Source organism: Rhizobium sp. WYCCWR 11128 (assembly GCF_013416305.1).
Classification (GTDB): domain Bacteria; phylum Pseudomonadota; class Alphaproteobacteria; order Rhizobiales; family Rhizobiaceae; genus Rhizobium; species Rhizobium indicum.
Genome location: NZ_JACCEZ010000004.1, coordinates 83,071 through 100,999, shown reverse-complemented (window position 1 = coordinate 100,999; position 17,929 = coordinate 83,071). Strand labels below are relative to the sequence as shown.

The following is a 17,929-nucleotide window of genomic DNA, read 5'->3' as shown; positions in this document are numbered from 1 at the left end:
AGAATTCGAGAACGATAGTGGGAACGTTCCCGTAAACGATCCTATACCGATCGCGAGCGAACCGCGATTGCACGAAGGAGGAGACCAATATGCAACCGATGGATATGCGCGGGCTGAGCCCGGCCCCCGTTACCGCTTTCACCCGCGACGGTGAAATTGATCACAAAGCCAATGCCAAAATCGCCAAATGGCTGGTCTCGATGGAAGGCGTCAAAAGCCTCGTCATCCTCGGCCATGCCGGCGAGGGCACCTTCCTCACGGAAGAGGAGCGCCTTGCTCTCATCCGCACCTATGTCGAAGCGGTCGACGGTGCCGTTCCGATCATTGCCGGGATTACCGGTGAAGGCACGAGGGTCGCCGCTGAAGAGGCCAGGAAATGCAAGGCGGCTGGTGCCACCGGCGCACTCGTCTATCCGAACCACGGCTGGCTGCGTTTCGGCTTTCAGAAGGGAGCGCCTCAGGATCGCTACAAGGCAATCTGGCAGGAGTCTGGCCTCCAGTGCATCCTGTTCCAATATCCCGACGCCACCAAGGCATCATACGATCTCGATACACAGCTTGCGATTGCCATACAGGAAGGCGTCGTCGCCACCAAGAACGGCGTGCGCAATATGAAGCGCTGGTATGTCGAAATTCCGGAGCTGAAGAAGGCCAATCCAAAGCTGCAGGTTCTGAGCTGCCATGATGAATGGCTGCTGCCAACCATGTTCGATGTCGACGGTCTGCTCGTCGGTTATGGCAATATCGCGCCGGAACTGCTGATCGACCTGATCAAAGCTGGCAAGGCGCAGGACTATCCGGAAGCGCGCAAGATCTTCGAACGCCTTCTTCCGGTGACGCGTGCCGTCTATCACCGCGGCTCTCACATGGAAGGCACCGTGGCCCTGAAACTCGGCCTTGTCCACCGTGGTATCCTTGATCACGCCACGATCCGCGAGCCGCTGAAGAACCTTGGCGAAAAGGCCGAAGCAGAGATCTTTGCTGCCTTCGACGCCGCCGGTATTGGCCGCGTTGACCAGTTGCTGGCTGCCGAGTGACCTCTTGACGCCCCTGCGCAGGTCGCAGGGGCGCATTCCGAAGGGAGGAGGAAACCATGGAAACCCGCCGAGGCAGACTTGAACGTCTTTGAAGGCCATTGCTCTGACAGGACGAACTGACGCGCAGTAGCAACCATCAAGCAGGAGCGCCCCTGGCCGGGAGAGTGGTAGGCCACGGGGCGAGAAGGAGGAACCAATGAATGTCATGCAGCCAATGCCGGCTGAGACGGCGACTGTCGCTGATCCTCAGGCCGAAATCAGCGCTCGTCTGGAGCGCCTTCCCATCACCCGCGAGGTATTCTGGGCGCGCAATATCGTCGGCGCCGCAACGTTCTTCGACGGCTACACGGTCATCGCCATCGCTTATGCCATGCCCGTCCTCGTGCGCGAGTGGGGCCTGACCCCTTCACAGACAGGCATGATCCTGTCGATGGGCTATCTGGGGCAGTTGATCGGTGCGATCCTGTTTGGCTGGCTCGCCGAGAAGATCGGCCGGCTGAAAGTTCTTCTGTTCACCATCCTGCTCTTCGTCAGTATGGATGTCGCATGCCTGTTTGCTGCCGGGGCCGGCATGATGATGGCCTTCCGTTTCGTCCAGGGGATCGGCACCGGCGGCGAGGTCCCGGTCGCCAGCGCCTATATCAACGAGTTGATCGGATCGAAGGGGCGCGGCAAGTTCTTCCTCCTCTATGAGGTCATGTTCCTGCTGGGCCTCGTCGGCGCCGGGCTGATCGGCTACTTCTTGGTGCCGGTTTACGGCTGGAAGGCGATGTTCGTCGTCGGTCTCGTTCCCGCAATCATCATGGTTCCTCTGCGCTGGTTCCTGAAGGAATCACCGCGTTGGCTAGCTGCCAACGGCCGCTATGGCGAAGCAAACGCTATCGTCACCCGCATGGAAGAAAGTGCTCGTGCAGCCGGCAAGGAATTGCCCGAACCGAAGCTCATCCAGGCGCCGGTCCGCCGCAAGTCGGACTGGCGCGAGCTCTTCCAGGGCATTTACCTGAAGCGGACGCTTTCCATCTGGGCCATGTGGTTTACCGCCTATACGGTTGCCAACGGTACGATCACCTGGCTGCCGACCCTGTATCGACAGGTCTTCAACCTCCCGCTTCAAACCAGCATCTTTTATGGGTTCCTGACGTCGGTCGGAGGCGTGATCGCCGCCGTCATCTGCGCGCTGCTCATCGACAAGGTGGGACGCAAGCGCTGGTACACCGGTGCGCTGCTTCTCGCTCCCGTGCCGTTGCTGGCTCTGGCATGGCTCGGCGCGACCTCTCCCATCCAGGTCTTGGTTCTAGCCGGCCTCGCTTATGCGATCGTCCAGACCGTCACATTCTCCCTTTACCTGTACTCGGCAGAGATCTATCCGACGCGCCTCAGGGCATTGGGAACCGGAACCGGCAGCGCCTGGCTTCGCCTGGGATCATCGGCCGGCCCGATCCTCGTCGGTACGGTGATGTCTTCCATGGGCATCCAGTATGTCTTTGCGAGCTTCGCAGCCATTCTGATCGTCGGTGCAATCATCACGATGTTGTTTGCGATAGAAACCAAGGACCGCGTACTGGAGGAGCTTTCTCCGTAACGATTGAAAATACGGTCTGATCGACTTTGAGCTGGCGGATGAAAATCCGCCAGTTTCATTTGGTCGTCGTTGAGGGCACTGGGTCGGCGCCGCCGGGAGGTCAAGCGGCGCCGGATGCGGTTTTCCTATTCCGGGCAGACTTTGACGCGATAAGGCTCGCCCCAGCGATCGTGCCGCCATTCGATATGGCAATAGGACGGCCGGTAATAGGTCCTATAGACGGGATAGGGGCGATAAACAGGATAGGCAGGGTAAACAGGGTAAGCGGGACGGGCGGCCTCCGACAGCAGGGCGCCGCCGACGACGCCGGCGGCAAGGCCGCCCCAGAAGGCATCGCGTGGACGGGCATCGGCAGTGGTGGCGGTGGCGAGCGAGGCGCCGGCAAAGGTCAGCGCAATCAGGCCCGTCGCCATGGTTTTATGAAGAACGGACATGGTATTTTCCTTTCATGGGCATGGCTTCCATAAAGCCATGCCGCAGACTCGGCCCGGATCGCGGCGGCGCAATGGCCGCGCAAGCGCTTTCGGCATTAAATTTTCGTCATGATTTCAACGGATCCCGACGTCGAAAGGATTTATGGCGGGCGTCCTTTCAGTCTCGTGCAAGCCGGGGCTGGTAATCTCAAATTATCTTCAGCTTGGTGAGCTGGCTCCTAAAATTCCGCTGTCGAAATTTATGGTTAAAACCTTGTTAAAAGCCTTGGCGTTATAGTTTTTGTAGTCGATATTTCATTTATTGCGGGAGCGATATTTTTTGAAATCAGCCGGGGAACTTCTGGAGTTGGCTTGCCGCCGGATCGCTGATCTGGATACCCCGGCCTATGTCAAGAACAGCGAGCTGCGTTATATCGCCGTCAACGAGGCTTATGCCCGCTTTCTAGGCCGCGAGATCTCCGATTTCATCGGCAGGCGCAGCCGCGAGCTTCTCGACCGTCCCGAGGAAGAGGAGCGCGAGGACAAGGAACGCCGCGCGCTGGTGTTCGGCACCGAGGAAAACGCCATCTGCTTCGATGCGGCGGGTGTCGGCCATGAACGCATCCAGATCGAAAGTTTTTCGCCGTCACCGGACCGGGCTTATGTGCTCGGCATTTTCGAAGTGCGAGCGCCGCCGCGCCGGGCCGCGGACGATAGCGCCGCCGCCGCCGATTTCGCCCGCGTGCGCGAGGCGCTGGAACAGCTCGACCAGCCGATCGGCATCTTTGCCGAAGATGGCCGGCCGCTGGTCGTCAACGCCGCCTATCGCAACGGCGCAAAGCCTGCGGCTGTCGGCGACACGGCCTGGCACGAGAGCGTCAATGAGCTCGACCTGCTGCGGACCATCCTAGAGGACCTCCCGGTCGCAGCCTTCGTGCGCGACGAGAAGCATCGCCTCGTCTACGCCAACCAGTATTACGAGACCTTCAGCGGCCATAGCCGTTCCCGGGTCCTTGGGATGACCGAACACGAAATGTTCGGTCCGGACGGGGGCGAGGCGATCTACCAGGAAAACCTGCTGGCGTTGGAGGGAGGCAAGTCGAAGGAGATCGAAAGCCTGCTGCCGAGCAAGGAGGGCCATATCTATTCCGTCCTCTCGCGCGTCAACCGCGTCGTGACAGCGGATGGTCGGCCCTATGTCGTCGGCTCTTTTTCGGACATCTCGCCACTCAAGGAACGAGAGAAGGCGCTGATCGAGGCGCAGAAGCACGAAGAGGTGCTGCACCGGGATATAGAGAATATCCTGCGCTCGCTTCCGATCGGCGTGCTGATCCTCGATAACGATCACCGGATCCTCTCCGTCAACGACGAGTTCTACAGCATCTGGGAGTTGCCGCTCGACGATCCCTTCGACGGCCGCCCCTTCATCGACGTCATCCGCCGCAATTATGAGCTCGGTCGCTACGACGGCACGCAGACGCCCGAGGAGATCTACGCTTTCCGCAAGCACCTGTTCGAAACCGAGGAGCCCGAGCCGATCGAGCTTGGCTGGGCGGGTGGCAAATCCGTCATCTTCGATAGCCGCCGTATCTCGAACGACCGGATTCTGCTCACCTATGCCGACATCACGGCCGTGCGTGAGCGGGAAAATGAAGTCCACGAGGCCCGCGCCGCGCTGGAACATCTCGGCGAGTTGATGCGCGACGCGACACACGCCATGCCGCAGGGCCTGGCCATCGTTCAGGACGGCATCATCAGGATGTCCAACGAGGCGCTTTCTGACATCCTGCAGATTCCGGCCAGCTATCTCGAGCCTGGCGAGGGCTGGATTGGCATGTTCGAATTTTGCGCGGCGCGTGGCGATTTCCACGATGCGGCCGCCGAAATCCTGCAGGGCTGGCGCGACAATATCGCTGCCAGGCTGCCGATTTCCACCGTCTTCCATGTCGGCGGCGAGCGCTGGGTGAACATGGATGCGACGGTCAGCAAGGGTCAGCACTGGGTGGCGCTTTTTACTGACGTCACCGAACTCAAGAGCCGCGAAGAGGAGCTGCGCCTGCTGCTGTCGCGCGCCGAAGCCGCCGATCGCGCCAAATCCGAATTCCTCGCCAATATGAGCCACGAGATTCGTACGCCGATGAACGGCGTGCTCGGCATGGCGGAGCTGCTCGCTAAGACCAACCTCGATACGCGCCAGAAGACCTTCGTCGACATCATCGTCAAATCGGGCAATGCGCTGCTGACGATCATCAACGATATCCTCGACTTCTCGAAGATCGACGCCGGGCAGATGAAACTGCGCAAAGCCGCCTTCGACATCACCGAAGCGGTGGAGGACGTGGCGACACTCTTGTCCTCGCACGCCGCCGAGAAGAACATCGAGCTCCTGGTGCGAGCCGCGCCCGACCTGCCCGCCGCCGTGATCGGCGACGCCGGGCGTTTCCGCCAGATCGTCACCAATCTCGTCGGCAACGCCGTCAAGTTCACCGAGCGCGGCCATGTCTTCGTCGATGTCGGCTTCCAGCCGGCCGCCGGCGGCGAGATCACGGCGAGCATCCGCATCGAGGATACCGGGATCGGCATCCCGTCGGAGAAGCTTGAATCGGTCTTCGACAAATTCTCGCAGGTGGACGCCTCATCGACCCGGCGGCATGAGGGAACCGGCCTCGGTCTTGCGATCACGGCCGGGCTTGTCGACCTTTTCGGCGGTTATCTCAACGTCGAGAGCGAATGGGGCAAGGGCTCGGTCTTCACCGTCAACCTGCCGTTTGCGGTCGCGGCTGCCCGCCTTGAGCCGAAGCCGTTGCCGATCAACGTGCAGGGCGCGCGTATCCTCGTCGTCGACGACAATGAAGTGAACCGGCGCATCCTGACCGAGCAGCTGTCGCTCTGGGGCTTCGACGGCGTGGCCGCAGAAGGCGGCGGTACCGGGCTTGCGATCCTGGAAGCGGCGGCCGGCCTCGGCGTTACCGTCGATGCCGTCGTGCTCGACTATCACATGCCTGATATGAACGGCGCCGATGTCGCGCGCCGGCTGCGCGCCGACCCTCGCTTCGTCGAACTGCCGATCATCTTCCTGACGTCGATGGATATTTCGGGCACCGAAAAGGAATTCGCGGCGCTGAACGGCCACGCGCATCTGATGAAGCCGGCGCGCGCCAACGTGCTGCGCAACACCGTCGTTGAAGTAGTGCGCGCCAGCCGCGTCAAGCAGGCTTCCGAGGCCGAGATTGCCCGGCTGCAGACGGAAGTGGCCGTGCCGGCGCCTGCGCCGCAGAAACGGGCCGCTGAATTCGTCGACGTGCTCGTTGCCGAGGACAACGAGGTCAACCAGATCGTCTTCACCCAGATCCTGCAAGGCACGGGTCTTTCCTTCCTCGTCGTGGACAATGGCGAGGAAGCAGTCGCCGCCTGGGAGCGGCATACGCCGCGCATCATCATGATGGACGTCTCAATGCCCGTCATGAACGGCCATCAAGCCACCCAGACGATCCGCGAACGCGAAAAGGGGCAGGGGCACCGGGTGCCGATCATCGGCGTTACCGCCCATGCGCTCGAAAGCGACCGCGAACTCTGTCTCGATGCCGGCATGGACGACTACATGTCGAAGCCGATCAGCCCCGAACTGCTCGAGGAAAAAATCCGCCAGTGGCTCGGAACGAGCGAGCAACTGCCGGAGCGCACCAGCTACTGATCTCCGGATAATTTTTATGAACGGCGATGGTTAGTGGGTAGCGCTTCAGCGCCCAATATTTTTACGCCGCAGAGCATTTCGCGCTTGCCGGCAAAGCCCTTGCGGCGCTCAACGGCAAAACCTGCGGCGATGAGGTTACGGCGCACGAAGCCGGCCGCCGCATAGGTGGCGAAGGTGCCACCGGCTGCGCTTTTCTCGCAGACGAGCCGCATCAGTTGCTCCGACCACATATCGCTGTTGCGCGACGGGGCGAAGCCGTCGAGATACCAGGCGTCGAAGCCTTCTTCGGCTGCCGCGACGCCGTCCAAGGCATGACCGCAGACCACGCTGAGCCTCGTCTGGGCATCGAGATCGAGCTCAACGATGCCATCAGGCGCTTGCGGCCACGCCGCTGTCAGCGCTTCGCGTTCGGCATCGATCTCCGGCCAGTGCGACAGCGCCCGGCCGATTTCTTCGCCGCGCATCCGGTGGAGTTCGAAGGAGATGAAATGCAGGTGCTGGCCGTCTGCACGGTGGAGTTTCCATTGCCGCCAGGTCTCGGCGAAGTTCAGGCCGGTTCCGAAGCCGAGTTCTCCGATCAGGAATGCCTGCCGCCCGTTCCAGCGCTCCGGCAGGCCGTTGCCGGCGAGAAAAACATGGCCGCATTCCAGCCGCCCGTCGGTCTGGCAATAAAAATGATCGCCAAATGCGGTGGAATAGGGCATATCGCCGTCGCGCCATTCGAGCGGCTGCGGCGCGCCCGCGCCAATCTGATCGGGGTTCACGTCTGTCATGGAAAAAGCCGATAGTCCTCAGCCGGTCTCAGGTCAATCGTCCTCAGAATTGCTGATCGTCGGCGGCGGCATCATGGGTCTCTGGGCGGCCGTCCATGCCGAGCGCCGGGGCATCCGGACTCTTGTCAGTGACGCAGGCAGATTGGGCGAAGGTGCAAGCGGCGGCCTGCTGGGCGCGCTGATGCCGCATATGCCGGACCGGTGGTCGGAGAAGAAGCAGTTCCAGTTCGATGCGCTGGTCTCGCTCGAAACCGAGATCGCCGCGCTCGAAGCCGAGACCGGACTTTCTGCCGGCTACCGCCGTTCCGGACGGCTGATCCCGCTGCCGAAGCCCCATCTCAACACAATAGCGCGCGGCCATTTCGAGGACGCCGAACGCCATTGGCGGGCGGGCGAACGTCGCTTCCACTGGCATGTGGTCGACGGGCCTGATGTAGACGGTTGGATCGAGGCGTCTGCCGGCGAGAGCGGCTTCGTGCATGACACGCTCGCCGCCCGCGTTGCTCCCCGCTTGCTGGTCGCAGCGCTCATCGCCTTCCTGCGGCGGGCAAAGCATGTTCGCATCCTGGAGCATGCGACGGTTGCCGGCCTCGATCCCGATTGCGGTACGGCCGAAATCAACGGCGAAACCATTGTTTTCAGTCACTGCATCCTGGCTGCCGGCCATCAGTCCTTTCCGTTGTTGCAAGGTCTGACGCCGGGGCTGAAACAACCGCTCGGCCAGCCGGTCAAGGGGCAGGCGGCATTATTGAAAGCCGATATCGACCCGGCGCTGCCGACGATCTTCCTCGACGGGCTCTATGTCGTCGCGCATGAGGGCGGGCACGCGGCAATCGGAAGCACCAGCGAGAACCGCTTTGACGATCCTACATCCACCGACGTCCAGCTCGACGTGCTGATCGAGGTGGCACGGGGCATCGTACCGACGCTTCGCGACGCCCCTGTTATCGAGCGCTGGGCCGGGCTTCGCCCGAAGGCGATCGATCGGGATCCGATGATCGGCCGCCATCCCGACCACCGGCGCCTGATCGCGCTGACCGGCGGCTTCAAGGTCAGCTTCGGCCTCGCCCACCGGCTGGCGGAGGCGGCGATATGTATCGCAGGCGATACAGACTGCGGATTTTTGCTGCCGGAAAGCTTCGCAATTTCAAGCCACATCGCGGCGGCTTCACGTTAAACGTGAATTAGACGCCGCTGCGTTTCGTTATTCTGTCATGCAAATCACCTATCTGCTTGCGCATCGACAGCGCCGGATCTGAACGGTGCTCACTTCCTTGATGGAGGAAATTGCATGCGCTATGCCATTTGCTTCACGCCTCCGGCGAGCGACCCGTTGTCGCTCGTGGCCGCCAATTGGCTTGGCCGAAACGTGTTTTCGGGCGATATGATGGAGCCTCCGGCAGTTCGTGGCCTCGGTATTCACGAGATCGCCTTCCATACCGCCGTGCCGCGGCGCTACGGCTTTCACGGTGTTTTGAAGGCGCCCTTTCATCTGTCCCACGACATGCCCGAATCGCAACTCCTGCGCGATCTGATGCGTTTTTCCGGGACCTTCGTTCCCTTTCAGATTCCGCGTATCGAAGTCGCCCGGCTCGGCAATTTCTACAGCCTGCTGCCGAGCACTCCCTGCGAGCAGATCCAGTATCTCGCCTCGGCGATCGTGCAGGAATTCGATCGTTTTCGCGCACCGCTCAGCGAGGCCGAGATCGAACGCAGCGATCCGGACGGGCTGTCGGCGACGCAATTTTCCAATCTGCATCGCTGGGGCAATCCCTATGTGATGGAGGAGTTCCGCTTCCATATGCCTGTGACAGGCCCCGTCAACGCGATCGACATGCCGCGCATCGAGCCGGTGTTGCGGACGATCTTCGAGCCTGTCCTCTGCGAACCTGTAATGGTTTCCAACGTTGCCCTGATGATCGAAGAGGGCACTGGCGGTCCTTTCCGCGTTCACTCGCTGCATCCGATGGGCAAGGTCAGCGCGCGCAAAATCGCTTGAATCTGCTGATGAGCTAAAGGCTTGTGCCGTAAACGCAAATCCGGCCGAGCAGTTTCCGTCTCGACATTCCGGCTGCGGATGCTACCGTTCCCCGTCTTTTCAGAAGGTGATTTGATGGTATCCGAGACTTATCCGCGCAATCTCGTCGGTTACGGGCGTCTGACGCCCGATCCGAAATGGCCGGACGAGGCACGCGTCGCCGTGCAGTTCGTCGTCAACTACGAGGAGGGCGGCGAAAGCTCGATCCTCGACGGAGATCCGGCTTCCGAAAACCTGCTGTCGGAGATCGTCGGAGCGGCCGCCTGGCCAGGGCAGCGCAACCTCAACATGGAATCGATCTATGAGTATGGTTCGCGTGCCGGCTTCTGGCGGCTCTGGCGAATGTTCACCGATCTTAAGGTGCAGGCGACCGTCTACGGCGTGACGCTGGCGATGGCCCGCAACCCCGAGGCCGTCGCTGCGATGAAGGAGGCCGGCTGGGAGATCGCCAGCCACGGCTACCGCTGGCTGGAATATAAGGATTTTCCCGAAGATCTGGAGCGCAAGCATATCCTCGAAGCCGTGCGCCTGCACACCGAACTCACCGGCGAGCGGCCCTACGGCATGTATCAGGGCAAGCCTTCCGACAATACGCTTCGGCTGGTGCAGGAGGAGGGCGGTTTCCTCTATTCCTCCGATTCCTATGCCGATGACCTGCCCTATTGGGTGAAGGGCGTCGACGGGAAACCCTTCCTGATCATCCCCTATACGCTCGAAACCAACGACATGCGTTTTGCGACGCCGCAGGGCTTCAATGCCGGCGATCAGTTCTTCACCTATCTGAAGGACGCTTTCGACACGCTTTATGAGGAAGGCAAGGCGGGCAGCCCGAAGATGATGTCGGTCGGATTGCATTGCCGCCTCGTCGGACGTCCCGGCCGGGCGGCAGCGCTGAAGCGCTTCATCGAATATGTGCTGAAGCATGACAAGGTCTGGATTCCGCGCCGCATCGAGATCGCCGAGCATTGGCACAAGCATCATCAGCCGGAAGCGCTCTGATGATGTCGCGCGAGGATTTCGTCTCCCGCTTCGGCGGCGTCTTTGAACATTCGCCTTTCATCGCCGAGCGCGCCTATGACGCCGGCCGGGTGCCGGAGCCGCTGTCGGCGGCCGGCGTGCATGCGTCGCTAACCGCTGTCTTCCAGGCGGCAAGCCCGCAGGAGCGCCTCGGCGTGCTCAGCGCCCATCCTGACCTTGCCGGGCGCCTCGCGATAGCGGGCGAACTCACCGAAGACAGCCGGAAGGAGCAATCCGGCGCCGGTCTCGACCGCCTGACCCCGGCCGAACATGCCCGCTTCACCGAACTCAATTCGGCCTATGTCGAAAAATTCGGCTTTCCCTTCATCATTGCGGTCAAGGGGCTCGGCAAGGACGATATCCTGTCGGCCTTCGAAACACGGATCGGCAATGGCAGGGACGAAGAATTTGCGACCGCGACGGCGCAAGTCGAGCGGATCGCGCTGCTGCGCCTGACGACGATGCTGCCGGAGGCTGAATGAACGAGCGGCGCGCGATCGACTATCTCAATGAGATGTATGAGGCGGCATCCGAAGCGCTGTCTTTCGTCGGCGGAATGGATGGGGCGGCGTTCGCCGGGGACAAGCTCACTTTCAAGGCGGTCACCTTTTGCCACTTCACCATCGGTGCCGCGGCATCCCGCTTGCTGGTGACTCATCCGGAATTTGCGACCGAGCATCCCGATCTGCCGTGGACGAAAATCTGCGGCACGGGCAACCGTATCCTCGACGGCGTCTTCGATCTCGATCCTTCCGACATCTGGGAGGCGACGTATCGCACGCTGCCGGAGCTTCTTTCCGCGATCGATGCCATCCGTCACTGGCATGCCGAAGGTGAGTGAGCGATTGCCCCCACGTCTCGACATCCGTCCGCTTACGAGATCCGCCTTTGCTCCCTTCGGCGAGGTGATCGAAGCCGATCCCGCCTCGATGCGGCTCATCAATGGCGGCACGACGGAGCGTTTCCATGCGCTCGCCGCCACCGAGGCGACGGGCGAGGGTGCGCGCGTCATCATTAACCTCTTTCGCGGCCAGCCGCGCAGCTTCCCCTATGAAGTCACCATGATGGAGCGCCATCCTTTCGGCAGCCAGAGTTTCTCGCCGGTCTCGGGCCGTCCTTTTCTCGTCGTCGTCTCCGAGGACGAAAGCGGCCGCCCGGGCAGGCCGCAGGTGTTTCTGGCGCGCGGCGACCAGGGCGTGAACTATCGCCGCAACGTCTGGCATCATCCGCTGATGGCGCTCGGTGAAGCCTCAGATTTCCTGGTCGTCGATCGTGACGGGCCAGGCAATAATCTGGAAGAATACTTCTTCGAAACCCCTTATATCATTAAAGAGCCAGCCCCATGACCGGACTGACCACACATGTTCTCGACACCGCTCTCGGTAAGCCGGCCGAAGGCTTGAGGATCGATCTTTTCCAGCTCGACGGCGAGATCCGCAGGCATCTGAAGACGGTGGAGACCAATGCCGACGGCCGGGTTGATGGCGGCCCCATCCTCATTGGCGAAAATTTTCGGGCCGGCACCTATGAACTGGTCTTCCACGCCGGCGATTATCTGAGGGCCAGCGGCACGCCGTTGCCGCATCCCGCCTTCCTCGATCTCGTACCGATCCGCTTCGGTATTGCCGACGTCACGGCGCATTACCATGTGCCGCTGCTGATTTCGCCCTATGGCTATTCCACCTACCGAGGGAGTTAAAAAATGCGGTTTGCGGCAATTGCCGATATCCACGGCAACCATCTGGCGCTCGAGGCCGTGCTTGCGGATATTCGTGCGCAGGAGATCGATGAGATCGTCAATCTCGGCGATTTCTTCAGCGGCCCGCTCGAGGCCGGCAAGACGGCAGACTTGCTGATGCCGCTCGGGTTGACGTCGATCCGCGGCAATCACGACCGCTATCTGATCGAGCAGGATCCGGCGGCAATGCATGCTTCGGATGCGGCCGCGTACGGTCAATTGTCGTCGTCTCATCTTAATTGGATTCGAAACCTGCCGTTCGATACCATCTATCGCGGCGAAGTCTATCTCTGCCACGCGACGCCGAAGGATGACAATCTCTACTGGCTGGAATCGGTCTCGCCGGAGGGCGTCGTCTTCCTGAAACCGATCGAAGCGATCGAGGCGCTGGCCGAAGGCATCGACCTGCCGCTGATCCTCTGTGGCCACAGCCACATTCCCCGCGCTGTGCGCCTCTCCGATGGCCGCCTGATCGTCAATCCAGGCAGCGTCGGCTGCCCGGCCTATGACGACGAACTGCCCTATTACCACAAGGTGGAAGCCGGCCATCCGCTGGCGAGTTATGCCATTCTGGAAAAGGCAGCGGGCGGATGGACATGGCAGTTCCGAACCGTCGCCTATGACCATATGGCGATGTCGGCACTGGCCGCCGAAAGGGGCCGTGCCGACTGGGCAGGCGCGCTGGCAGCGGGTTGGGTGAGATAGAGCATGATGCCCGAAAAGTGTGAGCAGTTTTCGGGCGACATCATCCTATTCTAGTCCAGACCCGCTTGCGCGGCGATCAGTCCTTCTTTGGTACCGGCTTCGGCGCCGGAGGGATGATCGTTTGTGTCGGGGCTACGGTCGGTGTTGCCGGCTTTGCCGGGGCTGCCGCGGGCGTTGCCGGTCTTACCGGTTTTGCGCCATCGAGATTTCCAAGAAGGGATGAGATGGCATCGTCGCCGTCGAAGCCGGCTTCCTTCAGCAATTTGTCGAGGATCGGTTTATTCGCCTGATAGGAGAGGAGCTGGCTAGCCAGTCCTTCGCCGAGCCCGATACCGTTTCCGCCGGTCGCTCCGTTTCCGCGGCCGAGCATGCCGCCGGTATCGAATATCCTGATATCGGAGATCTTCTCGATCGGCTTGACCGCCTCGGCGAGCGCCTGCGGAATGATGCGGATCCGTTCGCGGGTGATCTCGAACTCGATGATGGCAGAGCTCAACTTGTTGCGAGCGTCGTTGAGCAATGCCTCGCTCTCAGCCGCGGCCTTGCCGGTTTCGAGAATGCCCTTGGCCTTGATGATCGCCGCATCCGCCTCGGCGGTCGCCAGCGTCTTGATGGCCTCGGCCTGGTCGCTTGCCGCTTGTTTTTCAGCTTCGGCGCCGACGGTGACGGCGGTCGCTTCCGTCTCGGCTTTCTTGCGTGCGTCGATGACGGCAATCTGCTTTTCGCGTTCGGCAATCTCGATCGCCTTGGCGGTGCCGACTTTTTCCTCCGCCGCTATCGCCAGCGCGCGCGCCGTCTCCGCAGCCGCCTTCGCTTCGGATTCTTCACGGCTCTTGTTGGCAACGGCGATGGCGCTTTCCTGTGCCACGATCTGGAGGTCACGCTTGGCCTCGGTTTCGCGTTGCTGGACGGCGCGGGCGGCGTCGATGTTGGCGCTTTCGCGAGCCTGCTTGGCAGATGCCTCGCGTTCGGCGATCGCCTGTTCGGAAGCGATGCGGGCTTCCTCCTCGGCGCGTTTTGCGGCCTGCTCCTGCTGCGCGGTTTCAGCGCGTGTCGCCGCGGATTTGTTGGCGATGTCCCGTTCCTGGCTGAGTTCGGCTTCCCGCTTGGTCCGCTCGATGGTTAGCGATTGCTGGCGGGCCTCGAGATCCTTCTGGGCGATGGCGACTTCGGTGTCGCGAACGATCTCGTTTCGCTCCTTCTTGCGTCCCTCGGTGATGCGGGTCAATGCCGCAAGACCCTGCGCGTCGAAGAAGTTGTTAGCGTTGAAATGCTTGATATCCGTCTGGTCGAGGCGTGTCAGCGACACGGATTCGAGTTCGAGGCCGTTCGACTGGAGATCGGCGCCGACAGCTTCCTGCACGGCCTTGACGAAATCCATGCGCTGTTCCTGCAGCGCGTCGAGATTCATCGTCGCGGCCACCGAGCGAAGGCCGTCGACGAATTTCGCCTCGATCAGGATGCGGAGAGCCTCGGCGTCGTTGGTGCGGTTGCCGAGTGTCTGAGCTGCAAGCGCAATCGAGGAGGCATCGGGTTTCACGCGCACATAGAACTCGGCGCCGATATCGACGCGCATGCGGTCCTTGGTGATCAGTGCATCGCCTTCACCGCGGCGAACCTCGAGCCGCAGTGTCTTCAGGTTAACCCGGGCAGTCGAATGGAAGATCGGCAGGACGACCGAACCGCCGTCGAGCACTACCTTCTGGCCGCCGAGACCGGTGCGCACATAGGCCTCGTCTCTGCTGGAACGCGTGTAAAGCGAGGCGAGGACAAAACCGATGCCGAAGATCAGAACAATCCCAATGCCGGCTGGTAGAATAACGTCGTACATCATTGCTGCTCCCTCAAAGATTGATTGTCCGCATCGGTGGGGTCGACCGGCGCGGGAATGGCGATAAATACATTTGCCTTGTGATCGACGAGAAGAACCGAAGCGCCGATCGAGAGTGGACCTTCGCCCTTGGCGGCTCGGGCTCGAAGCACATGCCAGTTTCCATGCTGATCCTTGACGCGGACGCGGCCCGGCAATCCCTGATCGAGCGGGCCGATCGACACCTCGGCTGTCCGGCCGAGCAAGGCGTCGAGATCGACCGCATAGGTTTCGTCGTGCGGTACGATCCGCGCCACGGTTCTGCTCGATGCCCTGACCATGGGGATGGTTGCGAGCGCGGCAGGTATGACGGCTATCAAGCTTGGCAGCGGCGCCCAGAAGGCGTTGGCGACGGCCTGCAACGCAAAGCCCGTCATCGCGAAGAAGCCGAGCGTCAGCATCATGAGAATCAGCAGCGGAACACCGCCGAGATTGAGCCAGGAGAGATAAGCCAGGATGCCGTCATGGCCATGAACCTCCGGCTTTCCCAGGAATTCCGTCATCGAAAAACCCATGACCATCGCGAGCATCTCGATCGCGGTCAGGCCGACAAGGATCGCTGCGGCGATGGCGAAGGGCGCACATTCAGGGGCGAAAAGGAGTGCCATCGTGTTATCGGTTATCCGCCTTGAAGCGTGCGAGCCGGGCTTCGATTGCCTGTTCGCGGTGCAGTCGGTCGAGTTCGTCCAATTCGGAACTGTGGCCATGCTCGCCAGCGGGAACTCCGGTCAGCCGCGAGACCGCCGCAGCAGCGCGCGCAGCATCGGCACCCGGTGCGGGCTGGCTGTGACCGGCCGCTGCCTGTTCGGGATGCCGGGCGAGACTGCGTTTGAAATCGGCAAGGCGGGCGTCCGCCTCGCGGCGTGTGGCGAGCACGGCCTGCAAGGCTTTCTGGCCTTCATCCAACTGTTCCCTGGCATCGGCCAGCGCCTTGTCGAGCGCTGCGATCTGGGATTCGAGATCGATCTGACGGGCGACGCCGGCCTTTGCCAGGTCATCCCTCCCGGAGGAGACGGCGAGGCGGATCTTCTGGTCGAGCGCGTTCATGTCTTCGACGATTTCGTCTCTGCGGCTCTGGATGCGGTATTCCTCCGCGCGCGCCTTGCCGAGATCGGTGCGGGCCTCATCAGCCGCCGCATCGATCTCGCGGACCGCCTGTTCGATGACGGCGATCTTGTTTACGCCTTCCGCCTTGTCGATCGCCGCATTCGCGATGCCCGCGATCAGGCGACCCATGCGTGAGAGAATGCCTTCGTTCGTCATGTTTTCCTCCATCCGAGCGGAATTCGGCGTGACGCCGATGTGAATCTCGTAACGGTCCTGGCCCGCAACGAGGTAGGCTGGAAAAATACTCTCCCATCCCCGTGAATAACCCGCGACATCGAAGGGCACGGCAACGCGTCCGTGCACTGTGGCGATCGTCAGGTCCGAGGGGCCCTTGATGGCGAAGAGCTTGTCATCGAGCGGCAGATGCGGCGGATCGGCGGTCACGCCGCGATTGGCGGCGAAATCGCGAAGGCCGAGCGTGACCAGCCTTGCCGGCAGGCCCGTCTGCTCGCGGACAGTTTCATAGGCAAGGTCATGCAGCACGACGAGATTGGCGCCCGCCTTATCGGCAACGAGGCTGGTCAGGATTTCAATCATCCTGAGGTAGGCGGCAATGGTGTCGTCCAGCGCGTGCCGGGCACTGTCGTCAGGCGCCAGCGTGTAGCGCAGCAGCGATGGATGCGGTGTCTTGCCTGTGGTAGCCATAGGCAAAACATAAAGCACCGCTTTTGTGCTTTCAAGAGGTCGCGCTAAAAATACAACCTAGCCTTAACGCGCAGTTAGAAGGACTGAGGCAGCGTCCAGTATCGAGATATTTAGGGAGCCGTTGCTGCGTCCGTCGCTGGCGGCAGGTCACTGCCGCCCGTCGATGATCGATGAATTCACGTCGTTGATGTCGCGTTTGCCGCAGAGCGCCATGGTGATGTCCATCTCCTTGCGGATGATGCCGAGCGCCAGCGATACGCCTTCCTTGCCCATGGCGCCGAGGCCGTAGAGGAAGGGGCGGCCAATATAGGTGCCCTTGGCGCCGAGCGCCACAGCCTTCAGCACGTCCTGGCCGGAGCGGATGCCGCCGTCGAGATGGACCTCGATACGGTCGCCGACGGCGTCGACGATCTTCGGCAGCATGCTGATCGATGAGGGGGCGCCGTCAAGCTGACGCCCGCCATGATTGGAGACGACGATCGCATCGGCGCCGGTGTCGACGGCGGCCTTCGCATCCTCCGGATCGAGTATGCCCTTGATGATCAGCGGGCCGCCCCATTGTTCCTTGATCCAGGCGACATCCGCCCAGGAAAGCCGCGGATCGAACTGCTCATGTGTCCAAGCGGCGAGCGAGGCGATATTGGTTACATTTTTCGCATGGCCAACGATATTGCCGAAGTTGCGGCGCTTGGTCTGCAGCATGTCCAGGCACCAGAGGGGCCGGGTCGCCATCTGCCAGACATGTTTCGGCGTGAATTTCGGCGGCGCCGACAGGCCGTTGCGTAGGTCCTTGTGCCGCTGGCCGAGGATCTGCAGATCGGCGGTCAGCACCAGCGCCGAGCATCCGGCCGCCTTGGCGCGGCTGATGAGGTTGAGGACGAAATCCTTGTCCCTCATCACGTAGAGTTGGAACCAGAAGGGCCGTGTCGTCGCTGACGCCACGTCCTCGATCGAGCAGATGCTCATCGTCGAAAGCGTGAAGGGAACGCCGAATTCCTCGGCGGCGCGTGCCGCCAGCATCTCGCCATCGGCATGCTGCATGCCGGTCAGGCCGGTTGGCGCCAGCGCCACCGGCATCGACACTTTCTGGCCGATCATCGTCGTTTCCATCGTGCGGTTGGTCATATCGACCATCACCCGCTGTCGCAGCTTGATCTGACTAAAATCGCTCTCGTTTGCCGCATAGGTCGATTCCGTCCAGGCGCCCGAATCCGCATAGTCGAAAAACATCTTCGGCACACGGCGCCGTGCGAGCTTTTTCAGGTCGGCGATGGTGAGCGGGGTGGCCATGAATTGAACCTTCACGTCTG

17 protein-coding genes are annotated in these 17,929 nt (G+C 61.6%); 11 read left to right on the top strand and 6 right to left on the bottom strand.

The features are described from left to right. The first annotated feature begins 89 nt into the window (after positions 1-89). Positions 90-1,037 carry a dihydrodipicolinate synthase family protein gene (locus HX898_RS15270; protein WP_180195022.1) on the top strand — a complete coding sequence of 316 codons (948 nt, stop codon included), beginning with the start codon at positions 90-92 and terminating at the stop codon, positions 1,035-1,037. 196 nt (positions 1,038-1,233) lie between these two features. Beyond that, complete coding sequence (locus HX898_RS15265; protein WP_138386855.1) at positions 1,234-2,619, top strand: MFS transporter; 1,386 nt, start codon at positions 1,234-1,236, stop codon at positions 2,617-2,619. 125 nt (positions 2,620-2,744) lie between these two features. Here HX898_RS15265 and HX898_RS15260 read toward each other — a convergent pair whose 3' ends face one another. Continuing rightward, positions 2,745-3,053, bottom strand: coding sequence for a hypothetical protein (locus HX898_RS15260; protein WP_138330303.1), 309 nt, complete (start codon positions 3,051-3,053; stop codon positions 2,745-2,747). 319 nt (positions 3,054-3,372) lie between these two features. Between HX898_RS15260 and HX898_RS15255 the strand changes: the two genes are divergently transcribed. Continuing rightward, entirely contained in the window at positions 3,373-6,726 is a 3,354-nt protein-coding gene (locus HX898_RS15255; protein WP_171598475.1) for a response regulator, read from the top strand. Between the two features lie 14 nt (positions 6,727-6,740). Here HX898_RS15255 and mnmD read toward each other — a convergent pair whose 3' ends face one another. Then, positions 6,741-7,499 (bottom strand): tRNA (5-methylaminomethyl-2-thiouridine)(34)-methyltransferase MnmD, encoded by a 759-nt coding sequence (mnmD, locus tag HX898_RS15250; protein WP_180195021.1) that lies wholly within the window; start codon positions 7,497-7,499, stop codon positions 6,741-6,743. Here mnmD and HX898_RS15245 point away from each other — a divergent pair. From HX898_RS15245 to HX898_RS15210, 8 genes are all read left to right on the top strand, one after another. Next, complete coding sequence (locus HX898_RS15245; protein WP_180195020.1) at positions 7,498-8,676, top strand: FAD-binding oxidoreductase; 1,179 nt, start codon at positions 7,498-7,500, stop codon at positions 8,674-8,676. The two genes, mnmD and HX898_RS15245, sit on opposite strands and share 2 nt — an antisense overlap. Positions 8,677-8,790: 114 nt before the next feature. Then, a complete protein-coding gene (locus tag HX898_RS15240; protein ID WP_011653058.1) occupies positions 8,791-9,498 on the top strand; it encodes a DUF1045 domain-containing protein in 708 nt (235 codons plus the stop codon). A gap of 114 nt (positions 9,499-9,612) precedes the next feature. Further along, entirely contained in the window at positions 9,613-10,536 is a 924-nt protein-coding gene (puuE, locus tag HX898_RS15235) for an allantoinase PuuE (protein WP_138330307.1), read from the top strand. Beyond that, positions 10,536-11,036 (top strand): 2-oxo-4-hydroxy-4-carboxy-5-ureidoimidazoline decarboxylase, encoded by a 501-nt coding sequence (gene uraD, locus HX898_RS15230; protein ID WP_180195019.1) that lies wholly within the window; start codon positions 10,536-10,538, stop codon positions 11,034-11,036. The genes puuE and uraD overlap by 1 nt, the downstream gene beginning before the upstream one ends. Next, positions 11,033-11,395, top strand: a complete 363-nt coding sequence (locus HX898_RS15225) for a HepT-like ribonuclease domain-containing protein (RefSeq protein ID WP_003541963.1) — start codon at positions 11,033-11,035, stop codon at positions 11,393-11,395. The genes uraD and HX898_RS15225 overlap by 4 nt, the downstream gene beginning before the upstream one ends. Beyond that, the gene (locus HX898_RS15220; protein ID WP_171598473.1) at positions 11,379-11,900 is read left to right on the top strand and encodes an ureidoglycolate lyase; all 522 of its coding nucleotides are present in this window, start codon (positions 11,379-11,381) and stop codon (positions 11,898-11,900) included. Before HX898_RS15225 ends, HX898_RS15220 begins: the two co-directional genes overlap by 17 nt. Beyond that, positions 11,897-12,253 (top strand): hydroxyisourate hydrolase, encoded by a 357-nt coding sequence (gene uraH, locus HX898_RS15215; protein WP_003541961.1) that lies wholly within the window; start codon positions 11,897-11,899, stop codon positions 12,251-12,253. Before HX898_RS15220 ends, uraH begins: the two co-directional genes overlap by 4 nt. A 3-nt stretch (positions 12,254-12,256) precedes the next feature. Next, positions 12,257-12,997, top strand: a complete 741-nt coding sequence (locus HX898_RS15210) for a metallophosphoesterase family protein (RefSeq protein ID WP_138330310.1) — start codon at positions 12,257-12,259, stop codon at positions 12,995-12,997. Positions 12,998-13,073: 76 nt separating this feature from the next. Here HX898_RS15210 and HX898_RS15205 read toward each other — a convergent pair whose 3' ends face one another. The 4 genes from HX898_RS15205 to HX898_RS15190 all read right to left on the bottom strand — a co-directional run bounded on the left by HX898_RS15205 (position 13,074) and on the right by HX898_RS15190 (position 17,909). Next, positions 13,074-14,831, bottom strand: coding sequence for a flotillin domain-containing protein (locus HX898_RS15205; RefSeq protein WP_138330311.1), 1,758 nt, complete (start codon positions 14,829-14,831; stop codon positions 13,074-13,076). After that, positions 14,828-15,475, bottom strand: coding sequence for an OB-fold-containig protein (locus HX898_RS15200; RefSeq protein ID WP_138330312.1), 648 nt, complete (start codon positions 15,473-15,475; stop codon positions 14,828-14,830). The genes HX898_RS15205 and HX898_RS15200 overlap by 4 nt, the downstream gene beginning before the upstream one ends. Positions 15,476-15,479: 4 nt before the next feature. Then, positions 15,480-16,637: a PspA/IM30 family protein gene (locus tag HX898_RS15195; protein ID WP_138386860.1), complete on the bottom strand. Its 1,158-nt coding sequence runs from the start codon at positions 16,635-16,637 to the stop codon at positions 15,480-15,482. 129 nt (positions 16,638-16,766) lie between these two features. Beyond that, the gene (locus HX898_RS15190; RefSeq protein WP_180195018.1) at positions 16,767-17,909 is read right to left on the bottom strand and encodes an alpha-hydroxy acid oxidase; all 1,143 of its coding nucleotides are present in this window, start codon (positions 17,907-17,909) and stop codon (positions 16,767-16,769) included. Positions 17,910-17,929 lie beyond the last annotated feature (20 nt).

Excerpts from the sequence above, each read along its gene's own strand:
- HX898_RS15260 (WP_138330303.1), bottom strand. The coding sequence starts at position 3,053 with ATGTCCGTTCTTCATAAAACCATGGCGACGGGCCTGATTGCGCTGACC.
- HX898_RS15210 (WP_138330310.1), top strand. The coding sequence starts at position 12,257 with ATGCGGTTTGCGGCAATTGCCGATATCCACGGCAACCATCTGGCGCTC.
- HX898_RS15205 (WP_138330311.1), bottom strand. The coding sequence starts at position 14,831 with ATGATGTACGACGTTATTCTACCAGCCGGCATTGGGATTGTTCTGATC.
- uraD (WP_180195019.1), top strand. The coding sequence starts at position 10,536 with ATGATGTCGCGCGAGGATTTCGTCTCCCGCTTCGGCGGCGTCTTTGAA.
- HX898_RS15220 (WP_171598473.1), top strand. The coding sequence starts at position 11,379 with ATGCCGAAGGTGAGTGAGCGATTGCCCCCACGTCTCGACATCCGTCCG.
- uraH (WP_003541961.1), top strand. The coding sequence starts at position 11,897 with ATGACCGGACTGACCACACATGTTCTCGACACCGCTCTCGGTAAGCCG.
- HX898_RS15190 (WP_180195018.1), bottom strand. The coding sequence starts at position 17,909 with ATGGCCACCCCGCTCACCATCGCCGACCTGAAAAAGCTCGCACGGCGC.
- mnmD (WP_180195021.1), bottom strand. The coding sequence starts at position 7,499 with ATGACAGACGTGAACCCCGATCAGATTGGCGCGGGCGCGCCGCAGCCG.
- HX898_RS15270 (WP_180195022.1), top strand. The coding sequence starts at position 90 with ATGCAACCGATGGATATGCGCGGGCTGAGCCCGGCCCCCGTTACCGCT.
- HX898_RS15200 (WP_138330312.1), bottom strand. The coding sequence starts at position 15,475 with ATGGCACTCCTTTTCGCCCCTGAATGTGCGCCCTTCGCCATCGCCGCA.
- HX898_RS15225 (WP_003541963.1), top strand. The coding sequence starts at position 11,033 with ATGAACGAGCGGCGCGCGATCGACTATCTCAATGAGATGTATGAGGCG.
- HX898_RS15265 (WP_138386855.1), top strand. The coding sequence starts at position 1,234 with ATGAATGTCATGCAGCCAATGCCGGCTGAGACGGCGACTGTCGCTGAT.
- puuE (WP_138330307.1), top strand. The coding sequence starts at position 9,613 with ATGGTATCCGAGACTTATCCGCGCAATCTCGTCGGTTACGGGCGTCTG.
- HX898_RS15240 (WP_011653058.1), top strand. The coding sequence starts at position 8,791 with ATGCGCTATGCCATTTGCTTCACGCCTCCGGCGAGCGACCCGTTGTCG.
- HX898_RS15245 (WP_180195020.1), top strand. The coding sequence starts at position 7,498 with ATGGAAAAAGCCGATAGTCCTCAGCCGGTCTCAGGTCAATCGTCCTCA.